Genomic DNA, 19,172 nt, shown 5'->3' on the forward strand with positions numbered 1-19,172 from the left:
AAGGCGGTGCGCTGGGCACCGCCTTTTCTACACGTGGTGAGGCGAAATCAGACGCTTTCGTTTAGCGCGGCCAGAATGGCGTCGCCCATTTCTGCGGTCGAGACCGGCTCAACGCCCTCTTCGGCCAGCAAGTCGGCGGTTCGGACGCCATCGGCCAGCACTTTTTCAATCGCGGCTTCCAGACGATCAGCCTCATCCCCCTGATCAAAGCTATAGCGCAGCGCCATGGCAAAGCTCAGGATACAGGCAATTGGGTTGGCCTTGCCCTGACCCGCGATATCGGGGGCCGATCCGTGGACGGGTTCGTACATCGCCTTGGGGCGACCATTGGCCATCGGCGCACCCAGCGAAGCGGATGGCAGCATACCCAGCGAACCGGTCAGCATCGCCGCGCAATCCGACAGGATATCGCCGAACAGGTTGTCGGTGACGATCACGTCAAACTGCTTGGGTGCGCGCACCAGCTGCATCGCGCCGTTATCGGCATACATATGGGACAGCTCGACCTCGGGGTAGTCCGCTGCGACACGGTCCACGACCTCGCGCCACAGGATGCCCGATTCCATCACGTTGGCTTTCTCCATCGAGCACAGCTTCTTGTTTCGGCGCATCGCCAGTTCAAAGGCCGAGCGCGCGGCGCGTTCGATCTCGGATTCGGTATAGCGCTGGGTGTTGATGCCTACACGCTCATTACCTTCGTTGAAGATGCCGCGCGGCTCGCCGAAATAGACACCCGATGTCAGTTCGCGCACGATCATGATGTCCAGACCGGCGACGATGTCTTTCTTCAGCGACGAGAAATCCGCGAGTGCGTCAAAGCACTGGGCCGGGCGCAGGTTGGAAAACAGGTCCATTTCCTTGCGCAGGCGCAGCAGGCCGCGCTCGGGCTTTACGCTGAAATCCAGATCGTCGTATTTCGGGCCACCCACGGCGCCCAGCAGAACCGCGTCCACCTCTTGCGCCTTGGCCATGGTTTCGTCCGTCAAAGGCGTGCCATGCGCGTCATAGGCGGCACCGCCGACCAGATCCTCGCTCACGTCAAAGTGAAGGCCGCGTTTTTCGCCGAACCAGCCGATGATTCTGCGCACTTCGGCCATAACTTCCGGGCCAATTCCGTCTCCGGGCAGGATGAGGAGCGAGGGGTTGGACATGAAAGGTCTCCTTGCGTTTCGTCGCACAGGCCCTAGCGTCTGCATCGCATCGGGTCAATGAGACGATCCCGCCAAACCACGAGGAAAACACATGCTGACACCCGGAAACCCGGTTCCCGCACTGAAAATTGAAACCGTCGCCGGTGGGGACTTCGATCTTGAGCGCGACAAGGGCGAAAACGGCACGTTGGTGATTCAGTATCGCGGGTTGCATTGCCCGATCTGCATTCGTCAGATGGGCGAGGTCGAAGCGGCGCTGGATGACTTTGCCGAACTGGGGATCGAGGTGGTAATGATCACCACGGACACCGCCGAGCGCGCTGCTGAAACGGTTGAAAAAGCGCGCGTGTCGCGCCTGCGTGTGGGTCACAGTCTGCCTATGGCCGAGGCGCGGGAAGACTGGGGGCTGAACATCTCGGAAGGACGTGAAGGGACTGCAGAGGCCGCGTTCTTCGCCGAGCCGGGACATTTCTACATCTCGCCCGACCGCAACCTGTATTTCGCCTGGCAGCAGACCATTCCCTTTGCCCGCCCCGCCATTGCCGATATTGCCGGAGGCATCAAATTTGCGCTGAACAACGGCTATCCCCCGCGCGGCACCTATACCGGTGCCCTGTAGGTGGTGGTAGATGGGCCTTCTGGATCAGCCAGAGGGCCCAAATGCGTCCGAAAAGGCGGCGCGCAGCCATTCGACCGTGACCTGAACCCGTTTGTATCCGACTGTGTCGGGGTTGAGATAGAGGTTCAGGCTTCGGTTAAATTCGGGCCGGCCTGTGCCCACACGCACCAGATCGTTGCGCCCTTTGGCCAGACACATCGGCAACAGACCCTTGCCGACCCCTGCGGCGACGGCTGAAACCAGAACGCTGGCATCGGTGGCGGTGACGCGCATGGTTTCGGTACTTTTGCTCAGCCGCTCGACAGCCCGGCTGATGATCGGGCGACTTGCTTCTTCGTCAAAAAAGGCGACCCAATTGGCAGGGGGTGTGTCCAGATGCGCCGCGCGGTATACGGCATATGGCACCTGACCAAGCGTGACGGTGTATTCCGCAGCTTCGGGTGGAACCTCGAACCACATCTGGATCGATGCTTCACCCGAGACACGCGCAGACGGTGCGCGGGTCATCAGTCGCAGATCCAGCCCCGGATTGGTGGCCAGAAAGCGATCCATGCCGGTCATTGCCAGCCGTTGCATTGTCCATGAATTTCCAACCAGCCGCATCACGCCTACGGCGCTGGCCTGCGATTGCGAAATCTGGTCGGTCATCTGGTGATAATGTGCCTCGATCTGTTCGGCCTGCCGGATCGCGATGACGCCCGCCTCGGTCGGGACAAAGCCGGATTTAGAGCGCACGAACAGGATAACTCCCAGCTCTTTTTCAAGCGCAGTCAGACGCCGCCCCATCGTCGTCGCGTCGACGTCAAGCGCGTGCGCCGCGCCGGTCAGTGAACCGGCCCGACCAATGGCCAGAAGCACTTTCAGATTGTCCCAATTCATGTCAGTTACCTGCAAAATTGCATGATCTTGATGCAGTTTAGTGCCTTTTTGTCAGCAGAAATCAAATCTAAATTCAGGCAATCCAGAAGAGGCACTGCACTTTCCAAAGTTCACAGTGGGTTATGAGTTTTCTTTTTGGGGTGTTGGGGTCTGTTCTGGATCCCGTGATAAAGGACAAGTGAATGCAAGTTTTTTCGAAAGTTTGGACTACGGCGGTCTGCCTGACATTTGTGGCGGCGTGCAGTCAAACCGAGGCTCCGCAGCCCATTCAGGCTGAGCCGATTTTCAACAAGTATGGTGACGTTATCGGATGCTCGGACGGTTCATCACCCGCAGGTACGGCAACCGAGCCCTGTGTGCCGCCGCCGCCTCCACCGGAAGGCTGTGATGATTCCTCGGTTGCTGGAACGGCGTCTGTTCCTTGCACCCCTCCGGGGGAAGAGCGTGACCCAAGCGACAGTTCGACATCCGGCGGTGGGCGTGACCCTGACGGAGGGCGCGATCCAAGCGACAGCACCTCGACCGGAGATGGGCGTGACCCAACGGGGGGGTCGTCCGCACCCGGCACGCCGCGCACGTAAGTTTTTCGATTTTTAAGTCTGTATAGTAACGAGTCTGTCCGGGTAATTGACAATCCTCGACCTGAAATTGGGCCACCGCTTGGTGGCCCTTTTTTCTTCAGTTCATGTCTATGTCGACCCAGACCAGCCGGTGGCGGCTGGCTTTTTCGGCTGCGTCCCGCTCTGGCGTGCCCGGTTTGGGCCAGTACACGCCCGCGCGCTGCACGGTCCAGTGGGCCGAGGGCAGAACATAGTCGACCCTCAGATCCCCGACCGCTTTCCATGTGACCGTAGTCAATGCACCGGTAGGGTCCTGCGGACGCGGGTCGGTCAGGCGCGGGTCGGTCAGCAGGCTGTGGATCGCCAGTTTGAGGCCTTCACCCTGCGTCGGATCCTGGTTTGCATCCCCGGCGATGATGAAAGGGCCATTGGGGGCCTGTCCCAGATCGCCATCCAGAACTGCGCGCCACAGCATGATCTCATCATGATTGCGCAGACCATTGCGATCCTCTGGCCCATCAAACACCGGAGGGGCAGCATGGAAGGTCATCAAAGTTAGCGGCCCTTGTGGGGTTTCTATTGGGACCGCCCAATGGGCCACGGACGAAAGTCGCTGGATGTCCTGCGCGTTGATGGAGGGGAAGGGTCGCCCATCGACCAGCGGCAACTTGGCATTCGGCAGGTCGCGCCAGCGCAGCGCGGTAAATTCCTGCACCTGATCCGTGGTGATGGGATAGCGCGACAACACTGCCATCCCCGCTTGACCGGTGAACCGGCCCCAGCCCTGGGCATCACCGGGCCCTGATGTGCGGCCATCGCCATCCATATCCAGCCCGGTTTCCAGGCCAGAGTTCGGCTGGGCGGCATAGATATGCGGATAGCTCAGCCCCTGTGATGACACTTGCGTGGTCAGCGCCCGGATCGTCTGACCGTTCAGGTCCCAGTCGATCCCCTGCAACGTGACGATATCGGCCTGAACCGCCAACAGGACCTCTACCACCGCTTGAACCTGTGCTTCGCCGCGCTGGATATCGCGCAGCAACAGTCCGGGCCCGTCGCGGCTGAGTTCGGTGTTGAAGGTGGCCACGCGTAAAGGTTCTGCCTGCGCCATGATCGGCAGCAGCAGAAGGATCAGGGCACGGATCATGCGGCCTGAGTGGACTCGGTTGTGGAATAGGCGCGGCGTTTTTCGACGATCAGGTTGGCAATCCGCAAAGTCGCCATCCCGCGCATGATCATGCTAGCGGGCAGGAAGGCCCATGCGCTCATCGTCCAGATCAGGGTTTGCGGGTTATTAAGCGAGATGGGATCGGCGTATTCCGTCAGTATCTTAATCAACGCCGGGATCAGGAAGGGCAACAGCACCCCGATCGAGATGTTCAGCCGTCCGTCCCGTTGCAGCCGGGTGACGACGTCGCCGCCCTTGGTCGGGTCGAATAGCGGTAGATTTGTCCAGACATTGAATGCACCGTTGCCGGTTGGCCAACCACGCAGCTTCACCGCGTAAGCAAAAGCCGCGATGGTCGCCAAGGCGGCGACATAGGCGACGCTGGCGGAAATACGCACTAGCTCGGTCAGTGGCGCACTTGCCCCTGACGGCAGGATCAGGACGATCAGGCGGACCGGAGAATAGGGGAAGTCCACGATATTCGCGATACCTAGGCCGACCGAATAGAAAACCTCGGTCAGGCTGGTGGGCATATAGGCGTTCTTGCAGATCAGCGTCAGGAAGGTGACCATTGTAACTAACCCGACAAAGCGCAACCGGTTCACCGGCGGCGCATCGCGGAATTCGATAAAGCTGGGAAAGGCCGAGTTATATTCGGCAAAGGTCAGAAAAAATGCGAGAATGGCGAGAAAGACGACGATCTCGGTCCCATTCGTTGACGATACGGGCAGATACAACGCGGGGGTCAGCACCACAAGTGCAACAAGAATGCCCCGAATTGCCGCCCCTGTTGTGCGCGCAATCACTTTCCGAACCCTTTCAAACTGGACGGGCCGATCTTTGCCGACTTCATTCCAACTTGTGCCCGTCATTGATTATTTTGACGGATGCCTCATTAGCGCCAACATTGACCCCCCAAGGCAATTCGCTCAAGCCAAGGTGCAGAAAACACGCCATTTGAGGCAAAAAGATGGCAAAACTGGTGCTGGTTTGCATCATTCCTGACGCAAATCCGTCGTCTAGTTTAAGGTCACCGCAACATGTTGTGGTTGCCGAATTTCAGACCCCAAGAATGCGAAAGGGACCGCCGAAGCGACCCCTTTAAGTTGCATTTCATACGATGTCTAAAAGAATCACACCCACGGACGCGCCTGAGAGGCGTGCTCTTCGAATTTGTCGATATGATGTTCTTTTTCCATCGACAGGCCGATATCGTCCAAACCGTTCAGCAGGCAGTGCTTGCGGTGAGGGTCGATGTCAAATTCGATCTCGACGCCGTCCGAGGTCGTGATCTTCTGATCTTCCAGATGCACAGTCATGCGGGCGTTCTCGCCCTTGTGCGCGTCGTCCATCAGGATCGCATGATGCTCTTCTTCGACGACGATGGGCAGGATGCCGTTCTTGAAGCAGTTGTTGAAGAAGATGTCCGCGAAGCTGGTCGAGATCACGACCTTGATGCCGAAATCCTTGATCGCCCAGGGCGCGTGTTCCCGCGACGAGCCGCAGCCGAAATTGTCGCCTGCCACCAGAATCTCGGTGTTGCGATAGGCAGGTTTGTTCAGAACGAATTCTTCATTCTCGCCGCCATGGTCGTGATAGCGCATCTCGTCGAACAGCACGACGCCAAGGCCAGACCGTTTGATGGTTTTCAGGTGCACTTTGGGAATGATCATATCGGTGTCGATATTGATCAGTGGCATTGGGGCGGCCACCCCGTGGACTTTGTCAAACTTTTCCATGTTCACACTCCTGCGGGAGAGGGCCGCGCCCGTGCCCCGCGTTTAAGCTTCTTTCGCTTCTGTTGTTTCGTCTTTGGGTGCGTCTTTGACGTAGAACGCCATAAAGACCAGGCCGAGCCCGTTAAAGATCATCTCGATGCCCAGTAGAATGCCCAGCAATTGCAGCATGATCGCAGGCTCGACTGTGGCAAAGCGCCAGATAAGCATCGCCAGGACAATCGACATGATGCCAGAGATCAGCGTGGCCCAGAAATATTGAGTGCCACGCATCTGGAACGACAGGATAACTCGGGCGATTCCGCCTGCCAGAAACAGGATCAGACAAACGGTGGCCAGCGTCAGCGTGCCCTGCAACGGGTGACCCAGAAAGGACCAGCCCAGAAACAGCATCACCACACCCATGATGAGTGACAGGATTTTGTTACCCGTGCCTTCGACGGTAAAGCCGCCGACAACCTGCAACGCGCCCGAGATCAGCAGCAACACACCCGTCACCACCGTTACGGCAATCGACGCCACCGCCGGCGCGCCCAGCACAAAGATGCCAAACACGATGGACAGAAGTCCAAGCAGCAGCCATTTGATCCAGTCACTCATTTGTTCAATCCCTCAAATATCTAGATATGAGGGTACCTTACATCAAGTCGCGGACGTCTGTCAGCCGTCCTGTGAGGGCCGCTGCGGCAGCCATTGCCGGGCTCAACAGGTGGGTGCGTCCTCCGCGGCCCTGACGACCCTCAAAGTTGCGGTTCGAGGTCGCGGCACAGCGCTCGCCCGGTTGCAACTGGTCGGGGTTCATCGCCAGACACATCGAACATCCTGCCAGACGCCATTCGAAACCGGCCTCTTTGAAGATGTCGGCCAGACCTTCTTCCTCGGCCTGCAATCGGACCAGACCCGAACCGGGCACGACCATTGCGCGCATCCCGTCCTTGATCTTTTTGCCTTTGAGGATTTCAGCAGCGGCGCGGAGATCTTCGATCCGGCCATTGGTGCAAGACCCGATAAAGACGGTGTCGATTTCCACGTCGCTCAGCTTCTGACCGGCTTCCAGTCCCATGTATTCGATCGAGCGGCGGGCCGCGTCAACTTTGCCGCCTTCGAAATCTTCGGGGTTCGGCACGGTTGCGGTGATCGGCAACACGTCTTCGGGGCTGGTGCCCCATGTCACCACGGGCGCGATATCTTCGCCGCGCAGGGTCACGACCTTGTCGAAATGCGCGCCTTCATCGGTGTAAAGCGTTTTCCACCACTCCATTGCGGCTTCCCACTGAGCGCCTTTCGGGGCGTGGGGGCGGCCTTTGACATATTCGAACGTGGTCTCATCGGGGGCGATCAGGCCCGCGCGGGCGCCGCCTTCGATCGCCATGTTACAGACGGTCATGCGGCCTTCCATCGACAGATCGCGGATCGCTTCGCCGCAATATTCGATGACATAGCCGGTTCCGCCAGCGGTGCCGGTCTCACCGATCACGGCCAGAGTGATGTCCTTGGCGGTCACGCCCGGCTGCAATTTGCCGGTGATCTCGACCTTCATATTCTTGGACTTCTTCTGGATCAGGGTCTGCGTGGCCAGAACATGCTCAACCTCAGAAGTACCAATGCCGTGGGCCAGAGCACCAAACGCGCCATGGGTGGCGGTGTGGCTGTCGCCGCAGACAACGGTCATGCCGGGCAGGGTCCAACCTTGTTCGGGGCCGACGATGTGGACGATGCCCTGACGGACGTCATGCACCGGGTAGTAGTGAATACCGAAATCCTTGGCATTCTTGTCCAGCGCTTCGACCTGAATGCGCGATTCCGGGTTTTCGATCCCGTTCACACGATCCGGCGTGGTGGGCACGTTGTGGTCCGGCACCGCGATGGTCTTTTCCGGTGCGCGCACTTTGCGGCCCGCCATGCGCAGCCCTTCGAACGCCTGCGGGCTGGTCACTTCGTGAACCAGGTGACGGTCGATATACAGCAGGCAGGTGCCATCTTCGGCCTCGTGGGCGACATGGGCATCCCAGATCTTGTCATAGAGTGTTTTGGGGGACATCGGTCCTCTCCCGTATGTAATGAGAAATAGCTGGCGAGGTGGCTTAGGCCGCCGATAGGCGGGCCAGAACCGTGCGGGCAGCCCCATAGAACCGTTCGCGCAGACGGGCGCGATCTTCAAGGTTCTGAATCTGGGCTACAGTGAGTCTCATGGCGTCCAGATATATTGCCCATTGCCGTCAATCAAGGTTCAAAACCGCGTCAGGCTTGCATCATGGGGCTGTGCTGTCCAAGCTGCAGGTATGAATCAAGACCTGATCCCCAGCTCGCTGTCGGACCTTTATGACAACATGGTCGCGGGCTTTTCTGTGCAATTCGAAAACCTTCTTGAACTGGTGGTCACGCCGGGCTGGCGTCAGCACCAGCTGGTGATCATTCTATTGCTATGGGCTTTGGCATTTGGCCTTAAGCTTTTCACGCAAGGCCGGTGGGATTCTTGGGCGCGGGCGCGCACTGGGTGGCCCAAATGGCGTTTGCGCGTTTTAGTACAGCTGATGCAGCGCTTGACGCTGGTCTATTTCGTGTTGCTGTCCTGGGCGCTGTATCTGGTCATGCAGCAGATCACATGGCCGTCCCGCAGTTATATCATTGGCGTTATCGCGACTTTGGCGACGGCGTGGTTGGCCATAGCGCTGGCGGCGCGACTGGTGCGCAACCGGACGCTGCGGCGGATCTTCAAATGGGCCATGTGGGTCTATGCAACGCTTGTCGCCCTGAATCTGACTGATGACGTGGCCGAGTTTTTGGACGGAGTCGCGATTTCTATTGGAGATCTGCATATCTCGGTGCTGGGGATCATCAAGGCGGCGCTGTTGATCGGTGTTCTGCTGACGTTGGCGCGTGTGGGTACGCGCGCAGCCGAACGTGGTTTGAAAAGCAATGATGACATCACGCCTTCCATGCAGGTGCTATTGGCCAAAGGCATTCAGGTGGTTCTGTATGGGGCCGTCTTCATGGCTGCGATCCGGACGCTAGGGTTTGACCTGACCGGAATCGCGCTGCTGTCTGGTGCGATCGGTGTGGGCATCGGGTTTGGGCTGCAAAAGGTGGTGTCTAACCTGATCTCGGGAATCATCATCTTGATGGATCGCTCGATCAAGCCGGGCGACGTGATCTCGCTGGGGGATACGTTTGGGTGGATCAACGCGCTGGGCGCGCGTTATGTCTCGGTCGTGACACGGGACGGGCGGGAATACCTGATCCCGAACGAAGATCTGATTACCAGTCAGGTCGTGAACTGGTCGCATTCCGACAAGTTCGTGCGGCTGGATCTGGAGTTTGGTACCAGCTATGGCGACGATCCCCACAAGGTGCGCGCCACCGCTATCCGTTCAGTGAAGTCCGTGGCCCGCGTGCTGAGTGGCGGTCTACATGAACCGGTCTGCCATATCACTGGATTCGGGGACAGCAGCGTCGACTACGTGCTGCGGTTCTGGATCAGCGACCCAACCAAGGGGCTGACCAATATCCGCGGCAATGTCTACCTAGCGCTCTGGGATGCGTTTCAGGCCGAGGGTATCTCGCTGCCCTTCCCGCAGCGCGAGGTGCGCCTGCTGCCCGACGCAGACCCGCAACAGATCGTAGAGGATTGACGCTGCGTTGATGGCGCGTTCATTGAAATGTTGCATTCCCCTTGTTACCTTATTAGTACCCCGGCGCCGGGATTTGATGGCGCGCAGCAAAGGAGGACTATGTCCTGTCTCTACATACCCAGGCGGGGTTGCCCGCCGATGACGGGGCCAGCGTGATGGCCCACTCTCAGTCAATCAGCGACAAGCTGCTTGAGCGTATCCTTTCCTCACTTTCCGATGACAAGGCCGAAGACGTCGTGCAGATTAACCTGCAAGGTAAGTCTTCTGTTGCGGATCACATGGTGATTGCCTCGGGTCGGTCGACCCGTCAGGTCTCGGCCATGGCGGAAAAGCTGACGGATCGCATCAAGCAGGAATTCGGTTTCACCTCGAAGGTCGAAGGCAAGGATGCCGGCGACTGGGTGCTGATCGATACGGGCGACGTTATCGTCCATATCTTCCGCCCCGAAGTGCGTGAATTCTATCAGCTGGAAAAGATGTGGCTGCCTCAGGGCGGCAGCGCCTCGGCGAACTGAGGCGCTATCCCGGCCTGTATTGAAAGGCCGGAGGCGAGAGAGATATGCGGATTAGCATAGTTGCGGTCGGGCGATTGCGCGCCGGACCCGAGAAGACCCTGCTTGACGATTACCTGACACGCTTTGACCGGACCGGACGCGCTTTGGGCCTTGGTCCTGCGCGGGTGATCGAGGTTGAAGACAAGAAAAACGCTGGAATGGGCGCCGAGGCGACGCTGCTTCGCAAGGCGCTGCCCAAAGGCGCGGTCATCTGTACTCTGGACGAACGGGGCCGTGTGATGTCCTCGCCGGAATTTGCCAAAAAGCTGGGCGGCTGGCGCGATGCCGGGCGGCAAGATTTGGCGCTGATCATCGGCGGGGCAGACGGAATAGACCCTAATCTGCGTGCCGAGGCGGATTTTTCGATCTCATTTGGTTCGATGGTATGGCCCCATATGCTGGTCCGTGTGATGCTGGCCGAGCAACTCTATCGGGCCGCAACCATTTTGTCGGGCGGCCCCTATCACCGGGTCTGATATGGCGCAGCTTTTGATCATTTACCATTCGCGCACCGGCGGGGCCCGGCAAATGGCCGAAGCTGCAGCCAAGGCTGCAGGGGATGAGGCGGATGTGGTTCTGAAACCCGCCGATCAGGCCGGACCCGAAGATTTGTTGCAAGCCGACGGCTATATCTTCTGCGCGCCCGAGAATCTGGCCGCGATTTCGGGTCTGATGAAAGAGTTTTTCGACCGCAGCTATTATCCGGTGCTGGGTCGGATCGCAGGCCGCCCCTATGCGCAGATGATCTGCGCCGGGTCTGATGGCGAAAACGCCGCGCGACAAACCGCCCGCATCGCAACCGGTTGGCGGTTGAAAGAGGTGCAGCCGCCGCTGATCATCTGCACCCATGCGCAAACACCCGAGGCGATTCTGGCCGAGAAAACCATCCCCGACGACCAGCTTGAAAATTGCCGCGAGCTGGGTCTTGCCATGGCCGCCGGTTTGCAGATGGGCGTGTTCTGACTTCAGTTCAGGTCGACCACAAAGGTATTTTTGGCCCAGCCATCGGTATTGGTGCGGGCCTGTACCTGCACTTGCGACGTGCCCGCCGGGATCGCCACACCGCTTAGTGAGCGCGTAAAGGGCTGTTCATTCTCATGCGGGTGATGCAGCACGCGTAGTCCCAGCTCTTTCCCCTCCATATCCAGCACACGCCAGCCATCTGCATAGTCATCCCATCCGGTTTCAGGATGTGAGACGGTCACATCGAATCGCCATGTGCCACCGTTTGATTTCGCGGTGACGGCTTCGATCACGGGGTCATCTGCAAGGGCCGGAGTTGCCAGAAGGGCGCTCAGAACAAGATATCTCATGATATGAACTTAACCTTTTGTGGTGAGCTGAGGGATCACGATCCGGTGTTTAGGAGAATTGTGCGGGAATGCGACGCGAATTCACGCCGATAGAGCATAGCCAGCGTGATCACCGTGCCCGCAATCAGCGCATAGGGGCCCAAGATCCATGCAACAGAAGCCAGCGCAAAATAGGTCGCCCGCAGACCACGATTGAAACTACGCGCGGCGGTGACGCAAATCTCGGCCGCTTGGGCGGCGCGCGGATAGGCGGCGGGCTCTTCAGGGTCATTTGGCACAGCCGCCATCAATACGGCGCAATAGCCAAACAACCGGTGTGCCCAGACATATTTTAGAAAAGCATTCGCCAAAAACAGCAGGATCACAAGAATTTTGACCTCCCACACCAGCGCGGGCGCGGTTCCCAGAGCCAGATCTTGCGCCAGCCCGGCCAGGCGCTCTGTGTTGCCCAGCAGAGCTAGTCCACCCCCGATGGCAATCATCGTGGTTGAGGCAAAGAACGTGCTGCCCTGCCGCATCGTGCCGACGACCTGCGCGTCAAACATGCGCGGCTGACGGGTCACCATTTCTTTCATCCAGTCTCGGCGGTAGTCGTCCATGATCATTCCAACCGAGGGCTTGTTCGGTGGCGGGTTTTCGATCCGCCAGCCGATCCCCAGCCACGCGCCGATCAGCAGGGCGATACCGACGAAATCCAACGGTGCGAAGGGCATTGATTGATAAATCCAGGACATGCATTGGACCCTACGTTTTACGGGAAAAACTTGCCAGATCGGAAAATTGGTAATATTATTTTACCAAACTGGAGGATCAGCCATGGAAATGCCGACGCCTAACCCTGACGTTCTGCGCCGAAAGGATGCGGTGTTGCGCCGTTTGCTGCAAGTGCTGCCTGAAGACGCCGTTATTCACGACCCGGCCGAGACGCGCGCTTATGAATGCGACGCGCTGACAGCTTATCGTTGCCCTCCGATGCTGGCGGTGCTGCCGTCCACGACCGGCGAAGTTTCGGACGTGCTGCGCATCTGCAGTGAAGAGGGGGTTCCGGTGGTGCCGCGCGGCTCGGGTACCTCGCTGGCGGGTGGGGCGTTGCCCACGGCTGACAGTGTTATTCTGGGCATTGCCCGGATGAACGATGTGTTGGAGACCGACTATGACAACCGCATCATCCGCGTGCAGACCGGCCGCACCAACCTGAGCGTGACCGGCGCGGTGGAGGCGGAAGACTTCTTCTATGCTCCTGATCCTTCATCGCAGCTGGCTTGTGCGATAGCGGGCAATATTGGAATGAATTCGGGCGGGGCGCATTGTTTGAAATATGGCGTGACCACAAATAATCTATTGGGCGTCAAAATGGTGATGATGGACGGCAGCGTGGTCGAGATCGGCGGCGCGCATCTGGACGCGGGCGGGTTGGACCTGCTGGGCGTGATCTGTGGTTCGGAAGGGCAGTTAGGCGTTGTGACCGAGGCAACGTTGCGAATTCTGCGAAAGCCCGAGGGTGCGCGGCCCGTGCTGATGGGGTTCGATGATAACGAAGTCGCCGGGCAATGTGTCTCTGACATTATCAAATCGGGCATTCTGCCGGTGGCGATCGAATTCATGGATACACTGTGCATCAAGGCGTGTGAGAATTTTGCGCAGGCGGGCTATCCCGATTGCCATGCTTTGCTGATTGTCGAGGTCGAAGGATCAGAGGCCGAGATCGACTATCAGCTGTCCAAAATCATAGAGATTGCCAAGCGTCACAATCCGGTCGAGCTGCGCGAAAGTCAGTCGGCTGAGGAAAGCGCGAAAATCTGGTTGGGCCGAAAATCCGCCTTTGGCGCGATGGGGCAGATGAACGATTACATGTGCCTCGATGGGACAATCCCAGTTTCTGCCTTGCCGCAGGTACTGCGCCGTATCGGAGAGCTGAGCGAGGAATATGGCCTTCCGGTGGGCAACGTGTTCCACGCGGGCGACGGCAATATGCACCCGCTGATCCTGTTTGATGCCAACAAGCCCGGTGATCTTGAGAAATGCGAGGCGTTCGGGGCGGATATCCTGAAGCTGTGCGTGGATGTGGGTGGCTGCCTGACCGGCGAGCATGGAGTGGGCATCGAAAAGCGGGATCTGATGTTGCATCAATACGCGCCAGCGGACCTTGAAGCGCAGATGGCCATCAAGGATGTGTTTGATCCGAACTGGTTGCTGAACCCAGCTAAGGTGTTCCCGCTGGATGTGTCTGAGGCGCGCCGGATTGCAGCCGAGTAAGGGGGCGCTGCCCCCATCGCGGCAAGCCGCGATTCCCCCGAGGTATTTTTGAACAGAAGAAGTGTCATGAGACCTGAAACAGAGGCCGAACTGGCCGAAATAGTGGCCGGGCTGCAGGGCCCCGTGCGAATTGCAGGCGGTGGATCCCGCGGGATCGGCGGGCCAGAGATGACCATCGAAACCGGCGGACTGAGCGGTATTTCCCTGTATGAACCCGGCGCGCTGACGATTGTGGCGCAGGCCGGTACTCCGGTGGCCGAGGTCGAGGCGGCGTTAGAGGCCGAAGGGCAGCAATTGGCGTTTGAACCGATGGATCATCGCGGTCTGTTGGGCACGAATGGTGCGCCGACCATTGGCGGTGTCGTGGCCGCTAATATCTCAGGCCCGCGCCGCATTCAGGCCGGGGCTTGCCGTGATTTCCTGTTGGGCGTGCGCTATGTCGATGGCAGGGGGCAAGTGGTCAAGAATGGCGGTCGGGTGATGAAGAACGTCACCGGCTATGATCTTGTCAAACTGATGGGCGGGTCATGGGGCACGTTGGGTGTTCTGACCGAAGTGTCGCTGAAAGTGCTGCCCAAGCCAGAGGCGGTGGCGACATTGGCCTTGCGCGCTGATGATGTCAGCGCGGCTGTTGCGGTGATGTCAGCGGCGTTGAAATCCCCGTTCGAAGCGTCGGGTGCGGCCTATGACCCGCAAGAGATGCGGGTTCTTCTGAGGGTCGAAGGGTTCACGGACTCTGTCGCCTATCGTGTTGAGCAGTTGAAATCGACATTGGCCGGTTTCGGAGAGATTGCTGAGATCGATGGCTCGGTCGAGCGGTGGCAGGCCATTCGGGACGTATCTGCGTTTCATGGTGTGGATGGGGATGTGTGGCGGATTTCGGTCAAACCTTCGGATGCGACCGGGATTGCGCAGCGGATTGGAGCGGATCGAACCCTCTATGACTGGGGCGGCGGGCTGATCTGGGCGCTGGTGCCCAAAGGCACGGACCTGCGCGCACGTCTCGGCGCTTTTGAAGGTCACGCGACCCTGGTCAGGGCCGATGCCGAAACGGTTGAGGCCCTGGGGCGGTTTCAGCCGGAAAACGCCGGAATTCAGGCTCTGACACAGGGCATTCGACAGCGTTTCGACCCGCGCGGGTTATTCAACCCGGGTCTGATGGGGTAAACAGATGCAGACAACATTCACTGAAAAACAACTGCAAGACCCGGCGATTCAGCGCTCGAACGAGATCCTGCGTAACTGCGTCCATTGTGGGTTTTGCACCGCCACATGCCCCACCTATCAGGTGCTGGGCGATGAGCTGGACAGCCCGCGCGGGCGGATTTACCTGATCAAGGACATGCTGGAAAACGAGCGTGTGCCGGATGAGAAAACGGTCAAACATATCGACCGGTGCCTGTCCTGCCTGGCCTGCATGACCACCTGTCCATCCGGAGTGCATTACATGCATCTGGTCGATCACGCGCGTGAATATATCGAACAGAATTACAAACGGCCCTTCACCGATCGCGCCCTGCGCTGGGTGCTGGCGCAGATTCTGCCCTATCCGATGCGGTTCCGCTGGGCTTTAATCGGGGCCAAGCTGGGCCGTCCGTTCAAATTCCTGATGCCAGATGCGCGGTTGCGGGCGATGCTGGATATGGCGCCAAAACATATCCCTCCGGTCAGTCGCAACGACGATCCGCAGAGCTTTGCCCCAAACGGTGCGCGCAAAAAGCGTGTGGCGCTGATGACAGGATGTGCGCAAAAGGCGCTGAACACTGATATCAACGATGCAACCATCCGTTTGCTGACCCGGCTGGGGTGTGAGGTTGTCGTGGCCGAAGGTGCGGGCTGTTGTGGGGCGCTGACGCATCATATGGGCAAGTCCGATGACAGCCACAAAGCAGCCGCTGCCAATATCCGCGCTTGGGTGGCCGAGATGGACGGGGATGGGTTGGATGCCATCGTCATCAACACTTCGGGCTGTGGGACGACCGTGAAGGATTACGGGCACATGTTCCGCAATGACGCGTTGGCCAAAGATGCGGCGCGGGTGTCGGAGATTGCCATGGATATCAGCGAGCTACTGATGCAGCTGGATATGCCCGAAGGTGGCGAAAAGGGTCTGACTGTGGCCTATCACGCAGCCTGTTCGTTGCAGCATGGTCAGAAAATCAAAACCTATCCTAAGGACCTTTTGAAACGTGCGGGGTTTACTGTGGTCGAACCTGCGGACAGCCATCTGTGCTGTGGCAGCGCCGGAACCTACAACCTGATGCAGCCTGAGATTTCCGGGAAACTCAAACAACGCAAGGTCAGGACGCTGGAGGCTGGTAACCCTGATGTGATTGCCGCAGGCAACATCGGATGTATGATGCAGATCGGATCGGCTACCGAGGTTCCGATTCTGCACACGGTCGAGTTGTTGGACTGGACGACCGGAGGGCCCCTGCCAAGGGCCATGCAGCAGGACCACAGGCCGGACCGCGAGGTGCCGATCTTAAGGTAGGTGTCTGAAGACGACTACGGTCGCGTTCAGATCCCGGCTGTCAAGCGAGCGCCCTAATTTCGCCTTACGCACTGCGTAGGAGGATAAGTCGAAGCTACGCCGGAGAACCGCTTGCGAAACTGGATCAAGGTCTTAGCACTGGCGCTGATGCCCATGGCCGCAATGGCTCAGGATTCAAGGTTGAAAAGCCTGGAAACCACCGATGCCGGGCGCGCGTGGATGGCTGTTGGGCGGCTGGATATCGGCGGTGCCGGGTTTTGCACAGGCACCCTGATTTCGCCGACTATTGTACTGACCGCCGCGCATTGTTTGTTTGACAAGGTTACTGGCCAACGCGTGGACTTGTCAGATGTCGAGTTTCTAGCCGCATGGCGCTTGGGTCGAGCGTCGGCCTATCGGGCGGCGCGGCGAGCTGTCATTCATCCCGAATACCAGTTTGGCGAGGACTCCACTGCCCGGATTGGCAGCGATATCGCGCTGGTCGAGCTGTGGCAACCGATCCGCAACACCACCGTCATCCCGTTTGAAACCGGCGCACGCCCGGCGCGAGGGGAAGAGGTTGGCGTGGTCTCATACGCGCAGGACAGGGCTGAAGCGCCATCGTTGCAAGAGGTCTGCTCGGTCATGACCCGACGTTCGGACGTTTTGGTGATGTCCTGTGATGTGGAATTCGGCGCGTCCGGGGCGCCTGTGTTTTCGTTCGAAGGCGACCGCCCGCGCATCGTCTCGGTCGTGGCTGCCAAGGCCGAATTCAATGGCCAACGTGTGGCCGTGGGCACAACGGTCGAGGATTCACTGGATGTTCTGCACCGTGAATTATCCGCCGGGCGCGGGTTCATCGCCGACACGCCGCCAGGGGCGGCCCGCAACAATGTGGGTGCGAGGTTTGTCAAACCGTGACGCGTATTCTTGCGACCCTATTGTGTCTGCTGGTGATGGCGACAACCGCAAGCGCCCAAAGTGCCAAGCGCAAGCTGACCGACCGGGAAGACCTCTATGGTTGGGAAGCGGTCGGGCGTCTGGATATCGGAACCCAAGGCTTTTGCACTGGCACCCTGATCGCGCAGGACATTGTACTGACCGCCGCGCATTGTGCGCTGGATAGGGCAACGGGCCGACCCTATGCGCCGGGGCAGGTGACGTTCCGCGCGGGTCTAAGTCAGGGGCAATCGCTGGCAGACCGAAAGGTTGTACAGATCGCAGTTCATCCCGACTATGCCAAGCATCCATCGCTTTCGAATGCTGGCGTTCGGGCCGACGTTGCCCTGATGAAGCTGGAACAACCGATCCCTCTTTCCATTGCGGACCCTTTTGCCTTGCACAGCGGGCGTGTGACGGGGGGTGAGGTCAGCCTGGCCTCGTACGGGCGGGGTCGATCCGAGGCGATTACCCGCGAACGGTCCTGCGATATTCTGCAAAGAGTGCAGGGGCTAATCCTGTTTAACTGCGATATCACCTTTGGGTCTTCGGGCTCGGCCCTGTTGGCGCGCAAAGGGTCGCGCTGGCAGATTCTGTCGGTGGTTTCGGCGGTTGGCGCAGTTAATGGCCGCAAGGTTGGGTTTGGCATGGAACTGGCCGGAATTGTCTCGGATCTGAAGGCCGATCTGCGCCGCGACGCACCGCAGCCCAAAGCCTCGATCAATCGTCTACAGGTCGGGTCGGGCAAGTCCAATTCCGGTGCGAAATTCATCAGCCCCGGCGGGGGTTGAACTCGGCCAAATCGTTACCCATGTGAACTGTATCGGGTCGCCACGAACGGGGCCTGATACAGCAAACCGCCCGTCCGAACCGGAGGGCATATCGTAGATCGCTCAGACTTGAGGATATGACACATGCGTACTTTTGATTTTGCTCCGCTGCACCGCGCAACCATTGGCTTTGACCAGATCGCCGACATGATGGATCGCGTTCTGACCAATGACGTGGCTCAGCCCAGCTATCCGCCTTATAACATCGAAAAAACCGACGCTGACGCCTACCGGATTTCCGTCGCTGTCGCCGGTTTCGCCGAGGCCGATCTGTCGGTCGAGGTGAAGGAAAACGCCCTGATCGTGGCCGGCAAGAAAGCCGCCGAGGACAAGGACCGTTCCTACCTGCACCGTGGCATCGCCACCCGCGTGTTCGAGCGCCGCTTTGCACTGGCTGACCACGTCCGCGTGACCGGTGCGAGCCATGAGAACGGCATGCTGAACATCGACCTCAAGCGCGAGGTGCCCGAAGCGCTCAAACCGCGCCGGATTCAGATTTCGTCTGGTCAGGCCATCGAAAAGGACGTGGTTGACGCCAAAGCCGTGAACTAAGGCCGTCCGACCACCGCGATAGTCCTGCCTCTCGGGGCTATCGCAGACTGCACGCCCCGCGTTCCTCCAGACGCGGGGCGTTGTTCCCCAAACCAATATCGATCCTGCGCAATAGTGCAGAGGTTGAATGTTCAACGAGCTACTTGAACCCAGCCGTCTTGATCTGGGTCAGTTCCGTGGTGGGTAGGGGTTCGTTGGGTCTTACATGACCAAAAGTAAGGACAATTGAGTGCGAGTGAATGGAAGGAATCTGAAATGAAGAAAGTAACTGTATCTTGCTTGCTTGTGGGCACGCTTGCGTTAGCGGCGTGCGGGGCGCCAACGACACCAACACAGGCCCAGGTCCAGCACGATGCGCGTTGCGCAGCAGGTATTTTGGGTGGCGCGGCTCTTGGTGGCGTTGTCGGCAATCGCTTTGGCGGCGGGTCAGGTCAAACACTGGCGACTGCGGCAGGTGCCGGACTTGGAATGTATGCAGGTCAGTCGGCTTGCAACTGACGAAAAGTTACA

Annotated in this window: 23 protein-coding genes; 13 read left to right on the forward strand and 10 right to left on the reverse strand. The window is 59.0% G+C overall.

Going from position 1 to position 19,172, the window contains the following annotated elements:
- Positions 1-47: 47 nt before the first annotated feature.
- A complete protein-coding gene (gene leuB, locus AC2FJ6_RS15605; protein ID WP_170771099.1) occupies positions 48-1,151 on the reverse strand; it encodes a 3-isopropylmalate dehydrogenase in 1,104 nt (367 codons plus the stop codon).
- 91 nt (positions 1,152-1,242) lie between these two features.
- Between leuB and AC2FJ6_RS15610 the strand changes: the two genes are divergently transcribed.
- Entirely contained in the window at positions 1,243-1,770 is a 528-nt protein-coding gene (locus AC2FJ6_RS15610; RefSeq protein ID WP_170771096.1) for a redoxin domain-containing protein, read from the forward strand.
- Positions 1,771-1,794: 24 nt separating this feature from the next.
- Here the strand turns inward: AC2FJ6_RS15610 and AC2FJ6_RS15615 are convergent, their stop codons facing one another.
- Complete coding sequence (locus AC2FJ6_RS15615; protein WP_170771093.1) at positions 1,795-2,649, reverse strand: LysR family transcriptional regulator; 855 nt, start codon at positions 2,647-2,649, stop codon at positions 1,795-1,797.
- Between the two features lie 182 nt (positions 2,650-2,831).
- On the opposite strand from AC2FJ6_RS15615, the gene AC2FJ6_RS15620 reads away from it, so the two are divergent.
- On the forward strand, positions 2,832-3,230 hold the full coding sequence (locus AC2FJ6_RS15620) for a hypothetical protein (RefSeq protein WP_170771090.1): 399 nt from the start codon (positions 2,832-2,834) through the stop codon (positions 3,228-3,230).
- A gap of 97 nt (positions 3,231-3,327) precedes the next feature.
- Here AC2FJ6_RS15620 and AC2FJ6_RS15625 read toward each other — a convergent pair whose 3' ends face one another.
- The 6 genes from AC2FJ6_RS15625 to AC2FJ6_RS15650 all read right to left on the reverse strand — a co-directional run bounded on the left by AC2FJ6_RS15625 (position 3,328) and on the right by AC2FJ6_RS15650 (position 8,305).
- A complete protein-coding gene (locus tag AC2FJ6_RS15625) occupies positions 3,328-4,356 on the reverse strand; it encodes an endonuclease/exonuclease/phosphatase family protein (protein WP_496669481.1) in 1,029 nt (342 codons plus the stop codon).
- Positions 4,353-5,183 carry a hypothetical protein gene (locus AC2FJ6_RS15630; protein WP_170771085.1) on the reverse strand — a complete coding sequence of 277 codons (831 nt, stop codon included), beginning with the start codon at positions 5,181-5,183 and terminating at the stop codon, positions 4,353-4,355. The genes AC2FJ6_RS15625 and AC2FJ6_RS15630 overlap by 4 nt, the downstream gene beginning before the upstream one ends.
- Positions 5,184-5,510: 327 nt before the next feature.
- On the reverse strand, positions 5,511-6,116 hold the full coding sequence (gene leuD / locus AC2FJ6_RS15635) for a 3-isopropylmalate dehydratase small subunit (RefSeq protein WP_170771083.1): 606 nt from the start codon (positions 6,114-6,116) through the stop codon (positions 5,511-5,513).
- Positions 6,117-6,158: 42 nt separating this feature from the next.
- Positions 6,159-6,713: an HdeD family acid-resistance protein gene (locus AC2FJ6_RS15640; RefSeq protein WP_170771080.1), complete on the reverse strand. Its 555-nt coding sequence runs from the start codon at positions 6,711-6,713 to the stop codon at positions 6,159-6,161.
- A gap of 37 nt (positions 6,714-6,750) precedes the next feature.
- On the reverse strand, positions 6,751-8,154 hold the full coding sequence (gene leuC, locus AC2FJ6_RS15645; RefSeq protein ID WP_170771078.1) for a 3-isopropylmalate dehydratase large subunit: 1,404 nt from the start codon (positions 8,152-8,154) through the stop codon (positions 6,751-6,753).
- A gap of 43 nt (positions 8,155-8,197) precedes the next feature.
- A complete protein-coding gene (locus AC2FJ6_RS15650) occupies positions 8,198-8,305 on the reverse strand; it encodes an isopropylmalate isomerase (RefSeq protein ID WP_174819376.1) in 108 nt (35 codons plus the stop codon).
- A gap of 90 nt (positions 8,306-8,395) precedes the next feature.
- On the opposite strand from AC2FJ6_RS15650, the gene AC2FJ6_RS15655 reads away from it, so the two are divergent.
- From AC2FJ6_RS15655 to AC2FJ6_RS15670, 4 genes are all read left to right on the forward strand, one after another.
- Positions 8,396-9,745, forward strand: coding sequence for a mechanosensitive ion channel family protein (locus AC2FJ6_RS15655; protein ID WP_170790124.1), 1,350 nt, complete (start codon positions 8,396-8,398; stop codon positions 9,743-9,745).
- Positions 9,746-9,900: 155 nt separating this feature from the next.
- On the forward strand, positions 9,901-10,260 hold the full coding sequence (rsfS, locus tag AC2FJ6_RS15660; protein WP_058276550.1) for a ribosome silencing factor: 360 nt from the start codon (positions 9,901-9,903) through the stop codon (positions 10,258-10,260).
- A 44-nt stretch (positions 10,261-10,304) separates the two neighbouring features.
- The gene (gene rlmH, locus AC2FJ6_RS15665; protein WP_170771073.1) at positions 10,305-10,775 is read left to right on the forward strand and encodes a 23S rRNA (pseudouridine(1915)-N(3))-methyltransferase RlmH; all 471 of its coding nucleotides are present in this window, start codon (positions 10,305-10,307) and stop codon (positions 10,773-10,775) included.
- Position 10,776: 1 nt separating this feature from the next.
- Positions 10,777-11,262, forward strand: a complete 486-nt coding sequence (locus AC2FJ6_RS15670) for a flavodoxin family protein (RefSeq protein ID WP_480876316.1) — start codon at positions 10,777-10,779, stop codon at positions 11,260-11,262.
- 2 nt (positions 11,263-11,264) lie between these two features.
- On the opposite strand, the gene AC2FJ6_RS15675 is transcribed toward AC2FJ6_RS15670, so the two are convergent.
- Positions 11,265-11,612 (reverse strand): hypothetical protein, encoded by a 348-nt coding sequence (locus AC2FJ6_RS15675; protein ID WP_170786363.1) that lies wholly within the window; start codon positions 11,610-11,612, stop codon positions 11,265-11,267.
- A gap of 35 nt (positions 11,613-11,647) precedes the next feature.
- Positions 11,648-12,346, reverse strand: coding sequence for a DUF599 domain-containing protein (locus tag AC2FJ6_RS15680; protein WP_170771067.1), 699 nt, complete (start codon positions 12,344-12,346; stop codon positions 11,648-11,650).
- A gap of 82 nt (positions 12,347-12,428) precedes the next feature.
- On the opposite strand from AC2FJ6_RS15680, the gene AC2FJ6_RS15685 reads away from it, so the two are divergent.
- The 7 genes from AC2FJ6_RS15685 to AC2FJ6_RS15715 all read left to right on the forward strand — a co-directional run bounded on the left by AC2FJ6_RS15685 (position 12,429) and on the right by AC2FJ6_RS15715 (position 19,160).
- Entirely contained in the window at positions 12,429-13,868 is a 1,440-nt protein-coding gene (locus AC2FJ6_RS15685) for an FAD-linked oxidase C-terminal domain-containing protein (protein ID WP_170771064.1), read from the forward strand.
- A gap of 66 nt (positions 13,869-13,934) precedes the next feature.
- Complete coding sequence (locus AC2FJ6_RS15690; protein ID WP_496669483.1) at positions 13,935-15,035, forward strand: FAD-binding protein; 1,101 nt, start codon at positions 13,935-13,937, stop codon at positions 15,033-15,035.
- Between the two features lie 4 nt (positions 15,036-15,039).
- A complete protein-coding gene (gene glcF / locus AC2FJ6_RS15695; RefSeq protein ID WP_170771060.1) occupies positions 15,040-16,362 on the forward strand; it encodes a glycolate oxidase subunit GlcF in 1,323 nt (440 codons plus the stop codon).
- 111 nt (positions 16,363-16,473) lie between these two features.
- Positions 16,474-17,262 (forward strand): trypsin-like serine peptidase, encoded by a 789-nt coding sequence (locus AC2FJ6_RS15700; protein ID WP_237217300.1) that lies wholly within the window; start codon positions 16,474-16,476, stop codon positions 17,260-17,262.
- A complete protein-coding gene (locus AC2FJ6_RS15705; RefSeq protein ID WP_170786374.1) occupies positions 17,259-18,071 on the forward strand; it encodes a trypsin-like serine protease in 813 nt (270 codons plus the stop codon). Before AC2FJ6_RS15700 ends, AC2FJ6_RS15705 begins: the two co-directional genes overlap by 4 nt.
- Before the next feature lie 123 nt (positions 18,072-18,194).
- Positions 18,195-18,662: an Hsp20 family protein gene (locus tag AC2FJ6_RS15710; protein WP_496669485.1), complete on the forward strand. Its 468-nt coding sequence runs from the start codon at positions 18,195-18,197 to the stop codon at positions 18,660-18,662.
- Positions 18,663-18,917: 255 nt separating this feature from the next.
- Positions 18,918-19,160: a glycine zipper 2TM domain-containing protein gene (locus AC2FJ6_RS15715; RefSeq protein WP_170771051.1), complete on the forward strand. Its 243-nt coding sequence runs from the start codon at positions 18,918-18,920 to the stop codon at positions 19,158-19,160.
- Positions 19,161-19,172 lie beyond the last annotated feature (12 nt).

The sequence above is a fragment of the Ruegeria sp. CDSA089 genome (genome assembly GCF_059612205.1).

Coding starts and splice junctions, on each gene's coding strand:
- AC2FJ6_RS15640 (WP_170771080.1), bottom strand. CDS start 6,713: ATGAGTGACTGGATCAAATGGCTGCTGCTTGGACTTCTGTCCATCGTG.
- leuB (WP_170771099.1), bottom strand. CDS start 1,151: ATGTCCAACCCCTCGCTCCTCATCCTGCCCGGAGACGGAATTGGCCCG.
- leuC (WP_170771078.1), bottom strand. CDS start 8,154: ATGTCCCCCAAAACACTCTATGACAAGATCTGGGATGCCCATGTCGCC.
- AC2FJ6_RS15675 (WP_170786363.1), bottom strand. CDS start 11,612: ATGAGATATCTTGTTCTGAGCGCCCTTCTGGCAACTCCGGCCCTTGCA.
- leuD (WP_170771083.1), bottom strand. CDS start 6,116: ATGGAAAAGTTTGACAAAGTCCACGGGGTGGCCGCCCCAATGCCACTG.
- AC2FJ6_RS15650 (WP_174819376.1), bottom strand. CDS start 8,305: ATGAGACTCACTGTAGCCCAGATTCAGAACCTTGAAGATCGCGCCCGT.
- rsfS (WP_058276550.1), top strand. CDS start 9,901: ATGGCCCACTCTCAGTCAATCAGCGACAAGCTGCTTGAGCGTATCCTT.
- rlmH (WP_170771073.1), top strand. CDS start 10,305: ATGCGGATTAGCATAGTTGCGGTCGGGCGATTGCGCGCCGGACCCGAG.
- AC2FJ6_RS15715 (WP_170771051.1), top strand. CDS start 18,918: ATGAAGAAAGTAACTGTATCTTGCTTGCTTGTGGGCACGCTTGCGTTA.
- AC2FJ6_RS15690 (WP_496669483.1), top strand. CDS start 13,935: ATGAGACCTGAAACAGAGGCCGAACTGGCCGAAATAGTGGCCGGGCTG.
- AC2FJ6_RS15610 (WP_170771096.1), top strand. CDS start 1,243: ATGCTGACACCCGGAAACCCGGTTCCCGCACTGAAAATTGAAACCGTC.
- AC2FJ6_RS15655 (WP_170790124.1), top strand. CDS start 8,396: ATGAATCAAGACCTGATCCCCAGCTCGCTGTCGGACCTTTATGACAAC.
- AC2FJ6_RS15625 (WP_496669481.1), bottom strand. CDS start 4,356: ATGATCCGTGCCCTGATCCTTCTGCTGCTGCCGATCATGGCGCAGGCA.
- AC2FJ6_RS15685 (WP_170771064.1), top strand. CDS start 12,429: ATGGAAATGCCGACGCCTAACCCTGACGTTCTGCGCCGAAAGGATGCG.
- AC2FJ6_RS15680 (WP_170771067.1), bottom strand. CDS start 12,346: ATGTCCTGGATTTATCAATCAATGCCCTTCGCACCGTTGGATTTCGTC.
- AC2FJ6_RS15670 (WP_480876316.1), top strand. CDS start 10,777: ATGGCGCAGCTTTTGATCATTTACCATTCGCGCACCGGCGGGGCCCGG.
- AC2FJ6_RS15620 (WP_170771090.1), top strand. CDS start 2,832: ATGCAAGTTTTTTCGAAAGTTTGGACTACGGCGGTCTGCCTGACATTT.
- glcF (WP_170771060.1), top strand. CDS start 15,040: ATGCAGACAACATTCACTGAAAAACAACTGCAAGACCCGGCGATTCAG.
- AC2FJ6_RS15710 (WP_496669485.1), top strand. CDS start 18,195: ATGCGTACTTTTGATTTTGCTCCGCTGCACCGCGCAACCATTGGCTTT.
- AC2FJ6_RS15615 (WP_170771093.1), bottom strand. CDS start 2,649: ATGAATTGGGACAATCTGAAAGTGCTTCTGGCCATTGGTCGGGCCGGT.